The following is an 18,587-nucleotide window of genomic DNA, read 5'->3' on the forward strand; positions in this document are numbered from 1 at the left end:
ATTTACGAACAGAAGCCCGACCCCAGCCAAGTTTCTCCGTTCGTGTAATACATGTTGAGGACTTCCCGCTCTGCAAAAACGCTGGGCGGCCCCTTGTCATTCAGCAAGGCAAACAGCGTTTCCTCGGTGAACGGAACGCTGACCCGCTCAAGGTAAAGCACCGTAGGACATCGTATAGGACGGGGCCAGAAGACGAGCTGTTCTTCGACTTCTTTCAGTGTCCTTTGTATTGCAGCTTCGGCGTCTGCCAAGTCCACATAGAACACGTCATCCCATTCCGTCATCTTGTCATCGGTGATTGCATAGAAACTGAGCATTTTCGCCACGATCGGTCTCCACCCCGGTGCACTCTCGCGGTACGCCCCCGCGCTGTGCCCTTCGATCTTTGGTGATCAGGGTGTTCGTAACCGTGTAGTGACGGCCTCACGACCTTTAGCTTCAGGGAAGCCTGGACATACGTCGCAAGCACCCTGACCATAAAGGACGAAGGTTCGGCATCTTTTGGCGACACCAGCCACACTACAGGGGCTACGATACCCCAGACCGCCGCGTAGCGGTCCACCACTAGGCGTAGAGGATTTCTGACGGCTTGTCACATGCAAAATCTGCCGAGCGACAGGCTTCTGCCGGATGATCGCAACGCACTGTGAAACAAGCGAAATCGATGGCTGGATAACCGCAGCAACCATACGATATCTCTGTTTTAGAATGAATTAATATTCAGCGGCAGCTGACAGGTTTTCGGCCACAAAATCTGAAGCCAATGGGCGCATCAAGGCAAGGACGCAGAGAACGGCGGCGCCATAAATGCATTTAAACTCACAAGTAAATATAATGCTCTACAGGCCTTTTTCCCACTTAAAAACTAAGAACTTTATATATTCTTCCTTATTGGATTCAAAATATCCAAAAACCTGATTCAACGCTTTTGCTTCAATTTGCTCGAGCCCAGTTTCTTTTCTAATTGATTCAAATAATTTAACTTTTCTGTATCTCTGAAAAGCAGTTCCAACCTCTGTATACCATTTATTACTATACATTATTGTACTAAAATTATGTTTCATTCCCTGACTATTGACATTGTTTAATATGCTATTTTTTGCACTCAGATAAGCACCACGTATGACACTATTTATGTTAATATCATTCTCCCGTTCGGTGCCCCAATTACCAACTAGTCGACCAAACCGCTCTTCACGCTCACGAGCCATGGCTTCATACGAATTACCAGCGGTCGACATATTAACACTGCTTGTTCCCGGAACATCTGCATCAAGCGCTGCAGCAGCTCCTGTCGCCGGTTCAATCGAAAAATCATTGGAACTTCGAGCGATTTTCTCCAGTAGGGTGTCACTAACGCCAGAACCAGCACGTTTGCGACCAACTGCATTAAAAGGACTAATCGGATAATTATATTTCTGAACAGCGTGCGCTCTTTCGAGGGGCGACAGGGAACTATGCTGTTGATGAAAATTTCCAAGCGCACCCGTCATGGCCTTTTCAATTTCTTGTGCGGCTTTAGTTTCCGACGCATTTTTTCCCATGAAAATTAAATATTCAGGCTCCATATGCCTAGCCTCACAAAATCTCTTTGTAAAAATTTATTCAGATCGCCATTATGCGGAATTGAAAGTAATTCACGTGAAATATTTTATCTTGTCATAAGATGAAGGGATATAATCAAACACGACAGTCAGGGTGTATCAACTGCAATAAATCACGGCTTAAACCAACAGAGTGGAAGGAAACAGCAAGAACAACGCCGAAATTCTCGACTTAGCTGAGGGAATTCAAAATTAACACTTATAAGCCGCATACTTCGGTGCACTTGATGGTTGGGACGCAGGTAACCGCGTAGCGTCCATACGTCGTTTCCGCCAACGGCCTTTTACTCTGCCCTGTGTGAGCGCTGGGCGCTCTATCGATTTGTTTTCAATCGCATTTCCGGGCACAAAACCGCTTCGCACTTTTGTTGGAAATGCTTTATATCCAAAGACTAAGCAATTCTGTTGGAGCAAGTGTCGATGCGCGCCTTTGTCCTCGCCCTCTTTCGCGCCACCAGTTCCTTCAGCGCCACGGGACTGGCGTTCGGCACGTTATTCTTTGCAGCGGCGCTGACGCCGAGCCTCATTCCCCGAACCTATGTCATTCAGGGCGCGCTGTGCGGGCTGGTCTTCGCCATCGGCTATGGCATCGGCGTGCTTTTCGGCGCGCTGTGGCGCTATCTCGAACTGCCGGAGATCAAGGGCCGCAAGCGCGCCCTCCTGAAGATCGGCGTCGGCATTGTCTGCCTTGCCGTGGCGCTGATCGCGCTTCGCTCATCCGCTGGCTGGCAAAATTCGATCCGCACGGCCATGGATATGCCGCCGGTGCCCTCCGCCTATCCCGCGACCCTGACCGCGATTGCCATCGCTGTCTTTCTGGTGCTGCTGGTCATTGCCCGCATTCTCATTCGCATTGGGCGCTATATCTCGTCGAAGATGCGCCGCATCATGCCAAGGCGCGTTGCAAATGTGATTGCGGCCTCGGTGACGGCTTTTCTGATCTGGACCGTCGCCAACGGCGTGCTGATCAATACGGCCTTCAAATCGCTCGATGCGTCCTTCAAGCGCTATGACGCCCTGATGGAGCCGGACCGCGTGCAACCCTCCTCCCCCGACAAGACAGGCAGCGCCGCCTCGCTGATCCGCTGGGAGGATCTTGGCCGTGCCGGACGCGAATATATCGCCTCTGCGCCCACCGCCGCCGAGATTTCCGCCTTTACCGGGCGCGCGGCCATGGACCCGATCCGCGTTTATGCCGGGCTCAATGTCAGTCGTACGCCAGAGGAAAGAGCCAGACAGGCGCTGGAGGAACTGAAGCGGCAGGGCGGTTTTGACCGCTCTGCGCTGGTGATCATCGTGCCGACCGGTACGGGCTGGGTCGATCCCTCCGCCATGATCGGGCTGGAATATCTGCGCGACGGCGACGTGGCCAGCATCGCCGTGCAATATTCCTATCTGAACAGCCCGCTATCGCTGCTGTTTCAGCCGGAATATGGCGCGGAGTCGGCGCGCGCGCTGTTCGAAACGGTCTATGATTACTGGAAAAGCCTGCCTGCCGACAAACGACCGAAGATTTATCTGCATGGTCTGAGCCTCGGCGCTTTCAATTCGCAAAGCTCGGTATCGCTGTTTGAAATACTGGATGCGCCCCTGAACGGCGCCCTGTGGAGCGGCCCGCCCTTCCCCAGCGCGCTGTGGCGTTCGCTGACGCGCAGCCGCAATCCCGATACGCCGGAATGGCTGCCTGTGGTGCGCGACGGCGCCTTCGTCCGCTTCATGAACCAGAATGGCGAAGCGCCCGGCAATGGCAGCGAATGGGGCGTGATGCGCACGATCTATCTGCAATATGCCAGCGATGCCATCGTGTTCTTTAACAGCAGCATGTTCTATCGCGAACCGGACTGGATGAAAGAGCCGCGCGGTCCCGATGTATCAGCCGATTTACGCTGGTATCCGATCGTGACCGCGCTGCAACTGGTGGTCGACATGGCATTTGCCGACAGCGCGCCCATGGGGCATGGACATGTCTATGCCCCGGAGCATTATCTGGAAGCCTGGCGTGACATCACCGGCGCAGAAAACTGGCAGAGCGACGATATCAACCGGCTGAAGCAATATCTGCGTCACAAGGTGGACGAAGGTAATGCCGAAGGTTTCGAGGAACGCGGGGGGTAGCCCCGAGAAATTTGATTGTAACGGCTGTTGCAGTCATCTGAAAATCGACCGTAACAGCCCGGCTTTGAAAAGAAATTGGCGGCAAACGATCCGTTTGGCCACCCTGCTAACGAACTCAAAAAAAATTATGCGGTGCCGCTATCCGAAACGGAAAGCGCCCGGTCACGCCATGCGCTGACGGCGGTACCCTGTGTCTGGTTTTCGACGACGATGTGGTGGCCTTCATAAATGCCGGAAGCAACCCACTGCTTCGCCGCTTTCTGATACACATCGATCGTGATTCCGAGTTGGTCTACCTTGGCTTGTGACAGCATGTATTCCCTCATGAATGGTGAATATGAAAAGCGAAGCTGGAATATATAATCGATTTGACGACAATCTGATGTCACTTTTTCGCTACCGGATTGTAATTCTGACAAAACACAATGTTTTGAACATCTTACGGCTGTATAAACCCATATCTGACCGACGAGGATTTATTTAGAAGAATTACCATGTTTACTTAATTCATTTATACTTGAACCTGCGTTCAATTTGCTTCTGCATTAAGCTGAAACATGACAAACTGAGTAAACTGTTCCGGGTTGAAATTATTATCGGAAGCGATGACCACCGTTTTATGTCCGCCGATTGTCGGCCCCCAACTGACCGACTCGATATTATCGATGTCGAGGCCGAAATCACCTTCGCCCAGCCGCAGCACAGCTTCCTTGGCCATCGGCGTTAGCGAAACATCCTTGAGCGTCGCCATGCCGCTCACGTCCGTCGCACCGGCAAAGCGCGCGCGGTAGAAATTAATCTCGTTGCCCACGCCATGCGCGTAAGAGCGCTCGACCGTCAACAGATCGTCGCCCCAGGCGAGAAATTCCGACATGCCGTTGTCGTTCCAATAGGGCAGTTTGGTCGCCTTGGTGAAGATCGGCCCGGTATCATAGGCATATTCCGCCTTCACCCCGCCGGACAGAATATCGAAGGCGAGTATGCGGGCGCGACTGCCTTTTTCCAGCGTTGCCTTGTCACCATCCTGAAGCAGCGCATTTTCCAGCCCGACGAGCAGCGTCTTGCCATCCGGCGAAAAGGTCAGGCTTTCAAAGGACAGGTTATTGCGAATACCGCGTGTGCCGTCGGCATTCGGGATGTAATAATCGGGCAAGGCAAACTCACGGATCAGACTGCCATCGATGCGCGATTCCCGCACGGCCGGTTTGCCGTTGCGGTCGCCCTCGCTGGTCCAGAACTGCGTGCCGGTGCCCGCATGATAGCGAATGGATTCCGGATCGACATCCTTGTTCGCAAACGGCTTGCCATCGGCATTCAACAGCGTGACGGTAGAAAGGATATCGACGCTGTGCAGTCCCTTTTCGTCGGCGACGATCCTGAGCGTATAGAACCGCGCGGAAGCCTTCTCGGAACGGTCGTCGGAAATGGCGTAATAGATATCCTGCGCCGCATCATAGTCGAGGCCGGATACGCCGCCGAACTCAACGCCTTTAATTTGCAGGCCGGTTGGCAGCACGATCTCGCCCAGCAGCACTGGCATTTTGAAATCCTGCGCGAAAGCCGCTGACGTCAGGGAAACAACGGCGCAAAATGCTGCAACAAAAAGCGGAGACTTCATCAAACGCACCTTGGTCGGGTCAGAAACAGGAAGCCTATCTGATAGCGGCAAGATTTGAAGCGTTCATGACGCTGACATTTTCCGCCTTGCAACGGAACGCATTTCCAGCAAAAGTGTGAAATGGTTTTGTGTTTGATGTGCGTAAAAACAATTAGTTAGCAATAAAATTGGTATCGCCCGTCCCGGTAAAATGGTCAAGAGGTTCGCCATGGAACAGCCCGATTACGACCGCGCATTCGGCGAGATTATCCGGTGGCTGAAGCAGGAAGGCTTGATCCTGCAAACCGATCTCGAGGGCAATACGGAGCTTTCCACCCGGGCCGAGCGCATGGGTCGCAAAAGGCGGCGCGAAGCGGCGGCAACACAAGAATAAAAAACCGGCATCATAAACGGGGGAGTTGAGATGCGGCATAAAGGCCTGCTGGAATTCGGGCGGAATCGGACGCTCTATGGTCTTTTCCTGTTTTGCGCGGTCTGCGCCATCGCAGGCAGTCTGCTGAGCTATCCTGGCGAAACTTCGTTCTGGCGCTGGCTGCATTATCTCACCAAGCCGACCGCAACGCTGCTTCTGCTGGCGGCGGTGCTCTGTTCCGGCAAGCCGCGCTCGAAATCCTATGGCCTTGCCGTGGCTTTCGGCCTTGCCTTCGCAGCGCTTGGCGATTTTTTCCTGATGCTGCCGGGTGATTATTTCATGGGTGGGCTGATCTGCTTTCTCATCACCCATTGCGCCTATATTTACGCCCTGTCGCGCCATAGCCGCTTTGCGCAGAACAAGGGCGCCTTCGTCGTCTTCGCGTTTGCGGCAGTTGCGCTGATCACCGGCCTTTGGACGGCCCTGCCGGGGACCATGAAAATCCCCGTCATCATCTATGCCGCCGCATTGGGTCTGATGGCCGCGCAGGCTTTCAGCCGCGCAAGCGGCACCGAACCAGAAACACCACAACATTACGCCGCCTGGCTCGCGGCATGGGGCGGCTTGTTCTTCATGGTCAGCGACACGCTTCTCGCCTATGACCGGTTCCGCTTCGATATTCCGCTGAGCGGGCTATGGGTGCTCGCCACCTATTATGTGGCGCAATTCCTGTTCGCCCGCTCGACCGAGGATTTCACCCATGAGCGATGATCTCGACGCGGTTTTCGCACGTCTGCGTCAGGCATGGCTGGATCATCGCCCGCCCTTTGAGCAACGCATCGATGACCTCAAGCGCCTGCGTGCTGGCCTGGCCGCACAGCTCGACGATATGGCGAAGGCGATCAGCGCCGATTTCGGAAACCGCTCTGCCCATGAAACCCTGCTTGGCGAAGCCAGCGTGGTTTTTGCCGAAATCGATGACGCGCTGCACCATCTCAAGCGCTGGATGAAGCCAAAGCGCCGCAAGGCGGGCTGGAAATTATGGCCCGCGAAAGCCGAAGTCCGCTTCGTGCCGCTGGGTGTCGTGGGCGTCATCGCGCCGTGGAACTATCCAGTCAATCTGGCGCTCGCGCCGCTGGTGGCGGCCATTGCGGCAGGCAACCATGTCCTGCTCAAACCATCTGAACACACGCCACAGACGGCAGCCTTCCTGCAAAAGCTCATCAGCACGGTCTTTCCGGACAATCGCGTTGCCGTGGTGCAAGGCGATGCAGCGCTTTCCGCCCGCTTTGCCAGCCTGCCTTTCGACCATCTGTTCTTCACCGGCTCCACCGCCGTGGGACGCAAGATCATGGCAGCGGCAGCTGCCAATCTGACGCCGGTAACGCTGGAACTTGGCGGCAAATCTCCCGCCATCATCAGCGAAAACGCCAATCTGGTGCGGGCGGCGCGCGCCATCGCAAACGGCAAGTTTTTCAATGCCGGGCAAACCTGTATCGCGCCGGATTATGTGCTGATCCACCACAGCAAGCGCGATGAATTCATTGCCTTGTTCGAAGCCGAAATGCAGGCCCGCTATGGCGGCGCATCCGCCGGTCAGGACCGCACCACCATCATCAACGATGCGCAATTGCAGCGGTTATCCGGCCTGCTGGCCGATGCGAAGGACAAAAGCGAGGGCATCGTCGAGCTGCTCGCGCCCTCCACCGAAACGCGCCTGATGACGCCGACGCTCATTCTTGAGCCGCAAGTGACCAGCGCCATCATGGCGGAAGAGATTTTCGGACCGCTGCTGCCAGTCATCAGCTATCGCTCGACCGATGACGCCATTGCCTATGTGCTGGGCCATGACCGCCCGCTGGCGCTTTATTGCTTCAGCGAGAACACTGCCGAGATCGACACCATCCTCGCCCATGTGGTCGCTGGCGGGGTCTGCATCAACGATACGCTCTATCATTTTGCCTGCAGCAACCTGCCCTTCGGCGGCGTGGGGGCCAGCGGCATGGGCCAGTATCACGGTTATGACGGCTTCCTGACCTTTTCCAAGGTCATGCCTATATTGACGAAATATGCGCCCGCCCCGAGCGATCTCATCAAGCCGCCCTATCGCGGCCTGACCGACTGGCTGGTTCGCTTCATTGCCCGCTGAACTTTCGCCCCAAACACTCAATTGTGCGTAGCGGCTCTGTTCAAATCGCATAGCAAACTATCTATATAGAAGAGTATAAATTTGAAATATTCATCTTGAACTGACGACCTTACGGGTGAAAAGGGTGCAGAAGAAAAAGGAAGCAAACCGGATATCGAAGTCGATCCTGACGGCGATCCGCAACAGGCCGGGCTTCAGGCCTCTCAACGCCAATATCACTGGCGGTGATATTGTCATTGCATCCTATAATGTTCACAAATGCATCGGCATCGACAAACAGTTCAATCCGCAGCGCACCGCCGACGTGATCAGCGAAATCGACGCGGATGTTATAGCGTTGCAGGAAGCCGACAAGCGTTTCGGTGAGCGGTCCGGTCTGCTCGACCTCGGCCTTCTGGAGCGCCGCCACGGCCTCATTCCTGTCCCCATCAATGCAACGATGCCCAAGGGGCATGGCTGGCACGGCAATGTGCTTTTGTTCCGCGAAGGCATTGTGCGCAATGTGCAGCAGCTGAAACTGCCCGGCGTGGAGCCGCGCGGCGCGCTCGTCGCCGATCTGCAATTTCCCGCCGGTCCGCTGCGCGTCATTGCCGCGCATCTGGGCCTCCTGAAACGCTCCCGCGAGCAACAGGCGGAAAGCATTCTCACCGCCTTGCAGGAAGGCGACACGCTACCGACGCTGTTGATCGGCGATCTGAATGAATGGCGTATCGGCAAGCGTTCTTCGCTGGCCGCGCTGATGCCGACCTTCAACCATGTGGCGACGGCAGTGCCGAGTTTTCCGTCACGCTTCCCGGTCTTCGCGCTCGACCGCGTGATGGGCGCGCCGCATAATCTCGTGACCTCGGTGGAAGTTCACAACACGCCGCTGGCGCGTATGGCCTCCGACCATCTGCCGATCAAGGCGCATCTCGACCTGAAGACGGCGATAGAGCATTTCCAGCAAAAGTGTGAAACGGTTTTGCGTCTGGAAATGCGTGAAAATAAATAGACCTTCTGCACAATCTCTATCCGGAGATACCCGCAAGCAGGACCGGCTCATAGATAAGGCGAACCGAGCCAGATAATCCGGTCGATGAGACGCACCAGAAACGGGCGGTTGTTGAGACGTGTCAGATTGACCTGACGGCTCTCCTCGATGACCTTCCCGATCCGCTCTTCCACCTGACGCGCCACATCGCGATCCAGAATTTCCAGATCGATCTCGAAGTTGAGCCGCAATGAGCGCGGGTCGATGTTGGACGAGCCGACATAGGACCATGTGCCGTCAATCGTCATCAGCTTGGAATGGTTGAACGCGCCGCCTGCACGCCAGATGCGGCAGCCATCCTTCAAAAGCTGGTCGAACTGGGCGCGCATGGCGCGGTCCACCAGTTTGAGATTATTGACCCCCGGCACGACGATATCCACCGACACGCCCCGCCGCGCCGCCGTGACCAGCGCGCTGATCAGTTCGCGGTCGGGCAACAGATAGGGCGACATGATGAGGATATGCTGCTCGGCTATCGAGAAAGCGCCCATCATCATGCGATGGTTGGTTTCCACATTCTTGTCGGGACCGGAGCCGACCACACGCACCAGCGTACCTGTACCGGGCGGGTTTTCCGGCGGGGCAATGCGCCAGGCGTCGCCGGTCAGCAATTCACCCGTTGCAAATCGCCAGTCCTCGGAGGCGATGTGAAAAAGGTCGGCAATGGCCGGTCCTTCCAGCCGGAAATGCGTGTCGATGGCCACCGCATCGCCAGCAATCGCCCGCACAAAACCGGCACGGATATTCATGCCGCCGGTAAAGCCATATCGCCCGTCGACGACGAGGATTTTGCGGTGGGTGCGTAAATTGGCATAAGGTAGGCGCAGGCCGATGATGATGTTGCCGTTGAAGACATCCACCGTCACGCCATTTTCCTTGAGCAGGCTGACAATGCTCGGGATGGAATAACGTGCGCCAACCGCATCGATCAGCACCCGCACTTCCACGCCGCGCTTGACGGCCTCGCCCAGCGCCTCGGCAAACCGGATGCCAATGGCGTCACGGTCAAAAATATAGGTTTCCAGCAAGATGCTGCGCTCTGCCTTACCGATGGCTTCCAGCATGGCCGCATAGGCTTCGTCGCCGGTTTCCAGCATTTCAATGCGATTGCCGCTGGTGAAATCATAAAGGCTGACGGCGTCGCCCAGAATTTTCATCGCGCCGAACTGCCGCCCGAATGCGGCGCGCACGAGGTCGTTGGTCGTGTCGAAATGCGAGAGGTGATAAAGCGCAATATGCCCCAGCGCGCGCTGCTGCGTGAGCGTCGAGCGCCTGATCCGGTTGACGCCCGCAATGGCATAGACCACCGCCCCCACGATGGGCGACAGCACGATCACGCCGACCCAGCCGAGTGCAGTGCGCACCTCGTCCTTGGTCATGGTCGCATGAATGGCGGCTATTGCGCCGAGCACGATCGACAGAACAGCCAGAATATGCGGCCAGTAATGGGAAATCAGATCGAACATCGAACAGACTTTTCCAACAACAATTGAGTACCGGGAAACCGGCAGCGCCCCCGCGTCAAGTTCCAGAAATATGTAGCCGATAGAGATTAAAACAGGTGTAACGGCAAAGAGATAGAGCCCAACGGGCCAAAAAAGTGCAACTGCAGTGAATTAGTTTATGCGCAAAAACAAAGAGATATCGCCGTTTTTCCCGGTCTCGGTCGTCGGTTCAAGCGCGCAAAAGGCTGGCGCGGCGGCCTCACGCAGCCAAAGCTGGTCAAAAGCTCCGTCTGCCTTATATTGTTGCGTGGGTTACGAAAATTGGGTCACGACAATTCGAGGGACAAGAGGGTTATTCGATGGCAACGACGAACAAAGATTTCGACAATCCCGTGCTGCCGACAGAGCTGACGTCCAAGTGGGGCTGGTTCGTCGCGCTGGGCGTGGCGCTTCTCATTCTGGGCGGCATCGCCTTCGGCAATCTGGTGCTGGCCACAGTTGTTTCGGTCTACTATGTCGGCATGATGATGCTGATCGCTGGTGGGGTCGAAATCATCCATGCTTTCGGCGTGAAAACGTGGGGGCGGTTTTTCTTCTGGCTCCTGAGCGGCCTGCTTTATGCTGCGGCGGGTGTCGTCACCTTCATCAATCCCATATTGGCGGCAGGCGTCCTGACATTCCTGCTGGCGGCTGCCCTTCTCGGCTCCGGCCTTTTCCGCGTCTGGATGGGCTTCAAGTCGAAACCGGCATCGGGCTGGGGCTGGATCGTGGCCGGTGGTGTCATAACCGCGCTGCTCGGCCTCGTCATCGCCATCCAATGGCCGGTCAACAGCCTGTTCATCCTTGGCCTTTTCCTGGCCATCGATCTGATTTTCCAGGGCTGGACCTACATCGCCTTCGGCCTCGGCATCAAAAGCCGCTAATCAAGCGCAGCATTTTCCTTAAAGCGGCGTGTTCAGCGCCGCTTTTTCATTTCAGGCCCGATGAGCGGCACGGCGCTTGTTGAGATTTTGCCCAATGACTGCTAGATGCAGCGCAACATCTTCGCGGCGCGCCTTTGCGCGGCCCAACATTTCGCCATCACGAGTTTCTTCATGCCTGCTGACAATCCCGTTTCCAAGCGCCGCACATTCGCGATCATCGCGCACCCGGACGCCGGTAAGACCACGCTGACCGAAAAGCTGCTGCTGTTTGGCGGCGCCATCCAGCTTGCCGGTGAAGTGAAGGCCAAGAAGGATCGCATCCAGACCCGCTCGGACTGGATGAACATCGAACGCGACCGCGGTATCTCGGTCGTCACCTCGGTGATGACGTTCGAATACAAGGACTGCATCTTCAACCTGCTCGACACGCCGGGCCACGAAGACTTCGCAGACGACACCTACCGCACGCTGACAGCCGTCGACAGCGCCGTCATGGTCATCGACGCCGCCAAAGGTATCGAGCCGCGCACGCTGAAACTGTTCGAAGTCTGCCGCATGCGCGATATTCCGATCGTCACCTTCGTCAACAAGATGGACCGCGAAGCACGCGATCCACTCGAAATCCTGGACGAGATCGAAGAAAAGCTGGCGCTCGACACGGCGCCGATCACCTGGCCTATCGGCTCGGGCAAGAGCTTTGCAGGCACTTTCGACCTGCATAACGACACGATGCGTCGTCAGGATAATGAAGAGCAGCCAACCAAGGTCAGCGGCCCGGAGGACGCCGCCGCTTTGCTGCCTGAGAACGAACGCGAAGCCTGGCTGGAAAATATAGAACTGGCACGCGGCGTTTGCCGTCCGTTCGACCTCGCTTCCTTCCGCGAAGGCCATATGACGCCGGTTTATTTCGGCTCCGCGCTGAAGAATTACGGCGTGCGCGACCTGATCGAAGCCTTCTGCGATTTCGGCCCGGCGCCCCGCGACCAGCAGGCCGACACGCGCATGGTCGGTTCCACCGAAGACAAGATGACCGGCTTCGTGTTCAAGATTCAGGCCAATATGGACCCGAACCACCGCGACCGCATCGCCTTCCTGCGCGTTTGCTCCGGCAAGCTGTCACGCGGCATGAAGGCCAAGCTGGTGCGCACCGGCAAACAGATGAGCCTCTCTGCACCGCAATTCTTCTTCGCGCGTTCGCGCCAGATCGCCGACGAAGCCTTTGCCGGCGATGTGGTCGGCATACCAAACCACGGCACACTGCGCATCGGGGATACGCTGACCGAGGGCGAGGATATCTTGTTCCGTGGCGTACCGAACTTCGCGCCGGAAATTCTGCGCCGCGTGCGTCTGGACGATGCGATGAAGGCAAAGAAGCTGCGCGAAGCGTTGCAGCAGATGGCCGAAGAAGGTGTCGTGCAGCTGTTTGTGCCCGATGACGGTTCTCCGGCGATTGTCGGTGTCGTTGGTGCACTCCAGATCGACGTTCTGACCGAACGTTTGAAAGTGGAATATTCGCTGCCGGTTGGGTTTGAAATGTCGCGCTTCTCGGTCTGCCGGTGGATTTCCGCCGACGACCCGGCTGAATTGCAGCGCTTCATCACCTCGCATCGCGCCGATATCGCGCATGACCTCGACAATGATCCGGTTTTCCTAGCGCAGAACGGCTTCTCGCTCAATTACGAGGCCGAGCGCTGGAAGGATATCCGTTTCGCAACCATCAAGGACTATCAGGTCCGCGACAAGGCATGATGCAGTAAGTTGCTATGACCGATCCTGTTCTGGCTGCTCTCGATTTGCCTGATGCCTTGCTGCATCGGCTTACCGGTTATACCAGCCAGCAGGATGAGCTTGGCCGCTCGAGCGCCAATGTCCTGCTGCTCGATCATGATGCGCACGAACCGCTTGTTCTGAAAATCGAACCGGCAAGCACGGTCAGCGAACTGGCCGATGAGCGCGCCCGGCTTGAATGGCTTTCAGCCCAAGGGCTGCCCTGCCCCAGCGTCGTCGCTTACGAGAGGATGGCCGACCGCCATTTTCTCCTGATGACGCGCCTTGCCGGATCGAATCTCGCTTCGTCTGTCGGCACTCTTACGCCTGACCGCATCGTCTCCATTCTCGCTACAGCCTTGAAGGCGCTGCACAGCGTTGACCCTGCCGCCTGTCCATTCGACCACCGGTTGGAACATCGCATTAAAGATGCACGCAAGCGCGTTGAAGCGGGCGCGGTCGATGAAGATGATTTCGATACCGAGCGTGAAGGCCGCACCGCGGAAGACCTGTTCTCCGAACTGCACCGCCTGAAACCGTCGCAAGAAGATGTTGTAGTCACCCATGGCGACGCCTGCCTGCCCAATTTCATGGCCAGCGACGGCACATTCACCGGCTTTATCGACTGCGGCAGGCTCGGCCTTGCAGACCGTCATCAGGATCTGGGACTCGCCTGCTGGAGCATCCGCTATAATCTTGGCAACGAATGGGTGAAGCCTTTCCTCGACCTTTATAGCGCAGAAGCCATCGACGAAGCAAAGATCGCCTATTACCGCTTACTGGACGAGTTCTTCTAAGCGTCAGTGCTCCTTTTCCAACAAGCGTTGCGCAATCTTTTCCGCCAGCTTTTCGGCCACCTCGCTTTTGCTCATTTCCGGCCAGTCCTCGATGCCGGAGCGGCTTAGAATTCGTACGCGGTTATGGTCGCCGCCCATGACGCTGCTGCCATCCGAGCCATAGGACACATCGTTGGCGACGATCCAGTCCGCGCCCTTTTTCTCAAGCTTGGCTCGCGCATTGTCTGCCACGTCCTGCGTTTCCGCCGCAAAGCCGACCACGAGACCCGGGCGCTTTTCGCTATGACCGACACCGGCCAGAATGTCGGGGTTCTCGACCATGGCCAGTGTCGGCGCGCTTTCGCCGGGCTTTTTCTTGATCTTCTGCCCGGCTTCATTGGCCGTGCGCCAATCGGCGACAGCAGCCACCATGATCGCCGCGTCGGCGGGCAGATGCCGCTCCACAGCCGCCTGCATTTCACGCGCCGTCTCGACATGAATGACGTTAACGCCTTCGGGATCGGGAATGGCGACCGGACCAGACACCAGATGCACCGTTGCACCCAGCCGCGCCAAAGCGGCGGCGATGGCATGGCCCTGCTTGCCCGACGAGCGGTTGGCGATATAGCGCACCGGATCGATTGGCTCATGCGTCGGGCCGGAGGTCATGACGATGGATTTTCCAGCCAGTGGTCGTGCACGCGGTGCAAGCAGCGTTTCCACTGCCGCGACGATGGCGAGCGGCTCGCTCATACGGCCCGTTCCCGCCTCGCCGCTCTCGGCCATCTCGCCCTGCTCGGGGCCGATGAAATGCACACCGTCTTTTTCCAGTGTCAGACGATTGCGCCGGGTCGCCGGATTGTCCCACATGGCCGGGTTCATGGCAGGCGCAATCAGAACCGGAACCTTGCGCGCCAGCAGAACTGCACTGGCAAGATCGTCAGCCAGACCGTTCGCCATCTTCGCCATCAGATCGGCAGTCATCGGCGCGACGACGATCAGATCCGCATCGCGGGCGAGCCTTATATGCCCGACATCCTGCTCATCCTCTCGGGCGAACAGATCGGTAAAGACATGATCGGCGGAAACGGCACCGATGGTCAGTGGTGTCACGAATTGCTGCGCTGCCGCCGTCATCAACGGGCGAACCTGCGCACCACGCTCACGCAAGCGGCGGATCAGGTCGGGCGTCTTATAAGCGGCAATACCGCCACCAATAATCAGCAGAACGCGCTTGCCAGTGAGTGACGCGCCTGTGATCGCACCGGACTGAGGCGGCGTAACCTGCGCGGGTTCTTCCAGCGCAGTCAGAAGAAGCCGCGCTTCCTCTTCCATGGAACGCCCATTGCGCGCGGCGCGCACACGCAGCTTTTCCTTGGCGGCATCGTCGAGATTGCGAATAGTGATACTGGCCATTTGATTGCACCGGCTTATTGCAAGTGCAATCAATGAAATCATCTTATGGGTGATTTGTCACTTTAAAAGTGTATTATAGCCAAATATAGAGCTTGATCGCGATCGCAGCGAGCGCAATTGCAATCACTATTTGCGCGATGCGGCCCCAACGCGAATGCTTGGCTTCGGCGCGACCGATGGCTTCCGCCGTGGCTACATCGAAGCGCAAGCCATTGGCGGCCATATCGTCCAGCGCAACCGAAACGCGCTCCACACGCGCCACCAACTCCGGCGTTTTGCGGCTAAAATGCAGCAGGGAATAAGCGCTGTCCTTCGCGTCGAGCAACATGCCCTGCGGCCCAAGATTCTTGCGAATCCAGTCGCCGACAACCGGCTCGGCTGCTTTCCACATGTTGAAATGCGGATCGAGCGTGCGCGACACACCTTCAACCACAACCATGGTTTTCTGGAGCATCAGAAGCTCGGGCCGGGTCTCCATGTCGAAAAGCTCGGTCACTTCGAACAGCAGCGTCAAAAGCTTGGCCATCGAAATGGTTTCCGCCGGCTGGCCGTGGATCGGCTCGCCAATGGCGCGAATGGCCTGCGCAAAACTCGCCACGTCGTGCGTATGCGGGACGTAGCCTGCTTCGAAATGCACTTCCGCCACGCGCATATAATCGCGCGTGATGAAGCCATAGAGAATTTCTGCCAGGAAGCGCCGCTGCTGCTTGTTGAGCCGTCCGGTGATGCCGAAATCGACCGCGACGATGATGCCCTGCGGATCGACAAACAGATTGCCGGGATGCATGTCGGCATGGAAAAAGCCGTCGCGCAGCGTGTGGCGCAGGAAAGACTGGATCAGCGTTTCGGCAAGCTTCTTCAGATCGAAGCCCGCAGCGGCCAGCGCCGAAACATCCGACATCTTGGTGCCGTCGATCCATTCGAGCGTCAGCACATCGCGACCGGTCCGTTCCCAGTCCACCTGCGGAACGCGGAAACCTTCATCGCCTTTGATGTTTTCGGCAATTTCGGAAAGCGCTGCCGCTTCCAGTCGCAGATCCATCTCGATGCGGGTGGTCTGCTGCAATGTCTCGACCACCTGTACCGGACGCAGGCGGCGCGTGAAGGGCACATGGCGCTCCTGCATGCGCGCGACCATGTAAAAGCCTTCGAGATCGCGGGCGAAACGCTGGCGAACGCCGGGGCGGATAACCTTGACCGCAACCTTCTTCGGCTTGCCGTCGCTCATGACTTCGGCAGGATGCACCTGCGCCATCGAGGCCGCCGCTATCGGCGCGTCGAAATGCAGGTAAAGATCGTCGATCTTGCGACCGAGCGAACCTTCGATACCGGCAATCGCGTCGGCTTGCGGAAAATAATCGAGACGATCCTGCAAAAGCTCCAGATCGGCAGCCACATCGCGCCCGACAATATCCGGGCGTGTGGCCAGAAACTGGCCAAGCTTCACATAGGACGGGCCAAGCTTGTTCATCGCCCGCGACATGCGCTCGGAACGCTGCATGTGCCGCGCGCGCGGACGCGCCAGCATGCCTGCAATCTTGTGGCCGAAGGCCGGAAGACCGGACAATCCTTCGACCGGCAGCGCACTGATCACGCCTTCGCGTGTCAAAATCCATCCGGCCCGCGCCAACCGGAAAGCGGCGGAAAGATTACTCATGCGATAATGCCCGCCCCAGTGCCCCAGCCCGCATTCATGACAGGCACAATCACAGCTTCCAGCCCGAATGAAGCGCCGCAATGCCACCGGTGAAATTGCGATAGCTCACACGCTCGAAACCGGCGGTCTCGATCATGGCGGCGAAATCCTGCTGCTTGGGGAATTTGCGGATCGATTCGACCAGATAGCTGTAGGAATCAGCATCGCCGGTAATCATCTTGCCGATGCGCGGAATAGCCTGGAACGACCACTGGTCATAGACCTTGTCGAGGATCGGCAATTCGACCTCGGAAAATTCGAGGCACATGAACCGGCCACCGGGCTTCAGCACGCGATAGGCTTCCGACAGCGCCTTGTCGATATGGGGTACGTTGCGGATACCAAAGGCAATCGTATAGGCGTCGAAGCTGTTGTCCTCGAAATGCAGTTCCTCGGCATTGGCTTCAACGAATTCGAGATTGTCGGCAAGGCCCTTCTTGATCGCGCGCTCGCGACCGACACCCAGCATCGAGCCATTGATGTCGAGAATGGTCACATGCGCCTGACGGCCCGAAGCCTCGACAATGCGAAAGGCGATATCGCCGGTGCCGCCAGCCACGTCGAGCGAGGTCCAGCCCGGACGCTTCGACGGCGCCAGCCAGGCGATCATCGCATCTTTCCAGACGCGGTGCATGCCTGCCGACATGAGATCGTTCATCACGTCGTATTTGTTGGCGACCTTGTGGAAAACGTCATTGACCAGGGTTTGCTTTTCGTTTTCGTCCACCGACTTGAAGCCGAACGAGTGTTCCATGCCACCTTGTGCGCCCACGCGGTCCGCATTGCCGTTTTGCTGGCTCATAGCTCATCCTGCTTTTTGAATAGTCTGACGAAAACAATTTCGGTTATGCATATAAAGCTTGTGCCGGACGATACAAGCACAGACGTTTTCCCACTACCCCTTTTGTGATCGCAGCTTGCGTTGGCGTTGAAAAATGGCCAAAGAGACATAAAACTGTGCGTGTGCGCTTGCCACGCGTTTTCTCCGGCGCAATCTGCCGCTAAAGTTCAAAACGATAAGAAGAAAAAGTGGAAAGATCATGGGCGTTACAGTCGTCAGCCATCCGCTTGTCCAGCACAAGCTTACCATCATGCGCAAGCGCGAGACTTCCACGGCCAGCTTCCGGCGGCTTCTGAAAGAAATCTCGCTTCTGCTTTGCTACGAAGTGACGCGCGATCTCGAACTCACCACCATGGAGATCGAGACCCCGCTTATGCCGATGGAAGCGCCGATCCTCGAAGGCAAGAAGCTGGTCTTCGCTTCGATCCTGCGCGCGGGCAATGGCCTTCTGGAAGGTATGCTCGATCTGGTGCCCGCAGCCCGCGTCGCCCATATCGGCCTTTATCGCGATCACGACACGCTGCAGCCGGTCGAATATTACTTCAAAGCGCCGGAAGACATCGTCAACCGCCTCATCATCGTGGTCGATCCGATGCTCGCTACCGCCAATTCGGCCATTGCCGCCATCGACAAGCTGAAGGAACGCGGCGCGACCAATATACGCTTCCTGTGCCTGCTCGCCGCACCCGAAGGCATCGAACGCTTCACCAAGGCGCATCCAGATGTGGATGTCTACACCGCTTCCATCGATGAGCGCCTCGACGAAAAGGGCTATATCGTTCCGGGCCTCGGCGACGCGGGCGACCGCATGTACGGCACGAAATAGACTAAAACGTAACCAGACAGTAATCCGCG

General features: G+C 57.0%; 17 protein-coding genes. 9 read left to right on the forward strand and 8 right to left on the reverse strand.

The genetic code is table 11. The features are described 5' to 3' along the window. Positions 1 to 2 precede the first annotated feature (2 nt). Both D8666_RS17425 and D8666_RS17430 read right to left on the reverse strand, forming a co-directional pair. Positions 3 to 326, reverse strand: coding sequence for a hypothetical protein (locus tag D8666_RS17425; protein ID WP_109369664.1), 324 nt, complete (start codon positions 324 to 326; stop codon positions 3 to 5). A 513-nt stretch (positions 327 to 839) separates the two neighbouring features. Beyond that, positions 840 to 1,568: a hypothetical protein gene (locus D8666_RS17430; RefSeq protein ID WP_109369665.1), complete on the reverse strand. Its 729-nt coding sequence runs from the start codon at positions 1,566 to 1,568 to the stop codon at positions 840 to 842. A 456-nt stretch (positions 1,569 to 2,024) separates the two neighbouring features. Between D8666_RS17430 and D8666_RS17435 the strand changes: the two genes are divergently transcribed. Further along, on the forward strand, positions 2,025 to 3,719 hold the full coding sequence (locus tag D8666_RS17435; protein WP_109369666.1) for an alpha/beta hydrolase: 1,695 nt from the start codon (positions 2,025 to 2,027) through the stop codon (positions 3,717 to 3,719). Between the two features lie 125 nt (positions 3,720 to 3,844). Here D8666_RS17435 and D8666_RS17440 read toward each other — a convergent pair whose 3' ends face one another. Both D8666_RS17440 and D8666_RS17445 read right to left on the reverse strand, forming a co-directional pair. Beyond that, positions 3,845 to 4,033, reverse strand: coding sequence for a hypothetical protein (locus D8666_RS17440; protein ID WP_109369667.1), 189 nt, complete (start codon positions 4,031 to 4,033; stop codon positions 3,845 to 3,847). 215 nt (positions 4,034 to 4,248) lie between these two features. After that, positions 4,249 to 5,337: an esterase-like activity of phytase family protein gene (locus tag D8666_RS17445; RefSeq protein ID WP_121538884.1), complete on the reverse strand. Its 1,089-nt coding sequence runs from the start codon at positions 5,335 to 5,337 to the stop codon at positions 4,249 to 4,251. Between the two features lie 208 nt (positions 5,338 to 5,545). Here D8666_RS17445 and D8666_RS24265 point away from each other — a divergent pair, with 208 nt between their 5' ends. The 4 genes from D8666_RS24265 to D8666_RS17465 all read left to right on the forward strand — a co-directional run bounded on the left by D8666_RS24265 (position 5,546) and on the right by D8666_RS17465 (position 8,829). After that, positions 5,546 to 5,710, forward strand: coding sequence for a hypothetical protein (locus D8666_RS24265; RefSeq protein ID WP_167836107.1), 165 nt, complete (start codon positions 5,546 to 5,548; stop codon positions 5,708 to 5,710). A 30-nt stretch (positions 5,711 to 5,740) separates the two neighbouring features. Next, positions 5,741 to 6,460 (forward strand): lysoplasmalogenase, encoded by a 720-nt coding sequence (locus D8666_RS17455; RefSeq protein WP_109369669.1) that lies wholly within the window; start codon positions 5,741 to 5,743, stop codon positions 6,458 to 6,460. Beyond that, positions 6,450 to 7,838, forward strand: coding sequence for a coniferyl aldehyde dehydrogenase (locus D8666_RS17460; RefSeq protein ID WP_235858993.1), 1,389 nt, complete (start codon positions 6,450 to 6,452; stop codon positions 7,836 to 7,838). Before D8666_RS17455 ends, D8666_RS17460 begins: the two co-directional genes overlap by 11 nt. Positions 7,839 to 7,962: 124 nt before the next feature. Then, complete coding sequence (locus tag D8666_RS17465) at positions 7,963 to 8,829, forward strand: endonuclease/exonuclease/phosphatase family protein (RefSeq protein WP_109369671.1); 867 nt, start codon at positions 7,963 to 7,965, stop codon at positions 8,827 to 8,829. A gap of 47 nt (positions 8,830 to 8,876) precedes the next feature. Here the strand turns inward: D8666_RS17465 and cls are convergent, their stop codons facing one another. After that, positions 8,877 to 10,334, reverse strand: a complete 1,458-nt coding sequence (gene cls / locus D8666_RS17470; RefSeq protein WP_109369672.1) for a cardiolipin synthase — start codon at positions 10,332 to 10,334, stop codon at positions 8,877 to 8,879. 338 nt (positions 10,335 to 10,672) lie between these two features. Here cls and D8666_RS17475 point away from each other — a divergent pair, with 338 nt between their 5' ends. From D8666_RS17475 to D8666_RS17485, 3 genes are all read left to right on the forward strand, one after another. After that, positions 10,673 to 11,236, forward strand: a complete 564-nt coding sequence (locus D8666_RS17475; RefSeq protein ID WP_109369673.1) for an HdeD family acid-resistance protein — start codon at positions 10,673 to 10,675, stop codon at positions 11,234 to 11,236. 171 nt (positions 11,237 to 11,407) lie between these two features. Beyond that, complete coding sequence (locus D8666_RS17480) at positions 11,408 to 12,985, forward strand: peptide chain release factor 3 (protein WP_109370298.1); 1,578 nt, start codon at positions 11,408 to 11,410, stop codon at positions 12,983 to 12,985. A gap of 14 nt (positions 12,986 to 12,999) precedes the next feature. Further along, positions 13,000 to 13,800 (forward strand): APH(3')-II family aminoglycoside O-phosphotransferase, encoded by an 801-nt coding sequence (locus D8666_RS17485; protein ID WP_109369674.1) that lies wholly within the window; start codon positions 13,000 to 13,002, stop codon positions 13,798 to 13,800. 3 nt (positions 13,801 to 13,803) lie between these two features. Here the strand turns inward: D8666_RS17485 and coaBC are convergent, their stop codons facing one another. The 3 genes from coaBC to ubiE form a co-directional block, all read right to left on the reverse strand. Beyond that, complete coding sequence (gene coaBC, locus D8666_RS17490; RefSeq protein WP_235858994.1) at positions 13,804 to 15,195, reverse strand: bifunctional phosphopantothenoylcysteine decarboxylase/phosphopantothenate--cysteine ligase CoaBC; 1,392 nt, start codon at positions 15,193 to 15,195, stop codon at positions 13,804 to 13,806. Between the two features lie 73 nt (positions 15,196 to 15,268). Continuing rightward, complete coding sequence (gene ubiB / locus D8666_RS17495; protein WP_109369675.1) at positions 15,269 to 16,852, reverse strand: 2-polyprenylphenol 6-hydroxylase; 1,584 nt, start codon at positions 16,850 to 16,852, stop codon at positions 15,269 to 15,271. Positions 16,853 to 16,901: 49 nt separating this feature from the next. Next, entirely contained in the window at positions 16,902 to 17,693 is a 792-nt protein-coding gene (ubiE, locus tag D8666_RS17500) for a bifunctional demethylmenaquinone methyltransferase/2-methoxy-6-polyprenyl-1,4-benzoquinol methylase UbiE (protein WP_109369676.1), read from the reverse strand. Positions 17,694 to 17,931: 238 nt separating this feature from the next. Between ubiE and upp the strand changes: the two genes are divergently transcribed. Continuing rightward, positions 17,932 to 18,558: a uracil phosphoribosyltransferase gene (upp, locus tag D8666_RS17505; protein WP_109369677.1), complete on the forward strand. Its 627-nt coding sequence runs from the start codon at positions 17,932 to 17,934 to the stop codon at positions 18,556 to 18,558. Positions 18,559 to 18,587 lie beyond the last annotated feature (29 nt).

This window comes from Ochrobactrum soli (genome assembly GCF_003664555.1).
GTDB lineage: Bacteria > Pseudomonadota > Alphaproteobacteria > Rhizobiales > Rhizobiaceae > Brucella > Brucella teleogrylli.

What these genes read in the sequence shown, in the direction of transcription:
- D8666_RS17430 (WP_109369665.1), bottom strand. Translation starts at nt 1,568, where the DNA reads ATGGAGCCTGAATATTTAATTTTCATGGGAAAAAATGCGTCGGAAACT.
- D8666_RS17435 (WP_109369666.1), top strand. Translation starts at nt 2,025, where the DNA reads ATGCGCGCCTTTGTCCTCGCCCTCTTTCGCGCCACCAGTTCCTTCAGC.
- D8666_RS17440 (WP_109369667.1), bottom strand. Translation starts at nt 4,033, where the DNA reads ATGCTGTCACAAGCCAAGGTAGACCAACTCGGAATCACGATCGATGTG.
- D8666_RS17445 (WP_121538884.1), bottom strand. Translation starts at nt 5,337, where the DNA reads ATGAAGTCTCCGCTTTTTGTTGCAGCATTTTGCGCCGTTGTTTCCCTG.
- D8666_RS24265 (WP_167836107.1), top strand. Translation starts at nt 5,546, where the DNA reads ATGGAACAGCCCGATTACGACCGCGCATTCGGCGAGATTATCCGGTGG.
- D8666_RS17455 (WP_109369669.1), top strand. Translation starts at nt 5,741, where the DNA reads ATGCGGCATAAAGGCCTGCTGGAATTCGGGCGGAATCGGACGCTCTAT.
- D8666_RS17460 (WP_235858993.1), top strand. Translation starts at nt 6,450, where the DNA reads ATGAGCGATGATCTCGACGCGGTTTTCGCACGTCTGCGTCAGGCATGG.
- cls (WP_109369672.1), bottom strand. Translation starts at nt 10,334, where the DNA reads ATGTTCGATCTGATTTCCCATTACTGGCCGCATATTCTGGCTGTTCTG.
- D8666_RS17475 (WP_109369673.1), top strand. Translation starts at nt 10,673, where the DNA reads ATGGCAACGACGAACAAAGATTTCGACAATCCCGTGCTGCCGACAGAG.
- D8666_RS17480 (WP_109370298.1), top strand. Translation starts at nt 11,408, where the DNA reads ATGCCTGCTGACAATCCCGTTTCCAAGCGCCGCACATTCGCGATCATC.
- D8666_RS17485 (WP_109369674.1), top strand. Translation starts at nt 13,000, where the DNA reads ATGACCGATCCTGTTCTGGCTGCTCTCGATTTGCCTGATGCCTTGCTG.
- coaBC (WP_235858994.1), bottom strand. Translation starts at nt 15,195, where the DNA reads ATGGCCAGTATCACTATTCGCAATCTCGACGATGCCGCCAAGGAAAAG.
- ubiB (WP_109369675.1), bottom strand. Translation starts at nt 16,852, where the DNA reads ATGAGTAATCTTTCCGCCGCTTTCCGGTTGGCGCGGGCCGGATGGATT.
- ubiE (WP_109369676.1), bottom strand. Translation starts at nt 17,693, where the DNA reads ATGAGCCAGCAAAACGGCAATGCGGACCGCGTGGGCGCACAAGGTGGC.
- upp (WP_109369677.1), top strand. Translation starts at nt 17,932, where the DNA reads ATGGGCGTTACAGTCGTCAGCCATCCGCTTGTCCAGCACAAGCTTACC.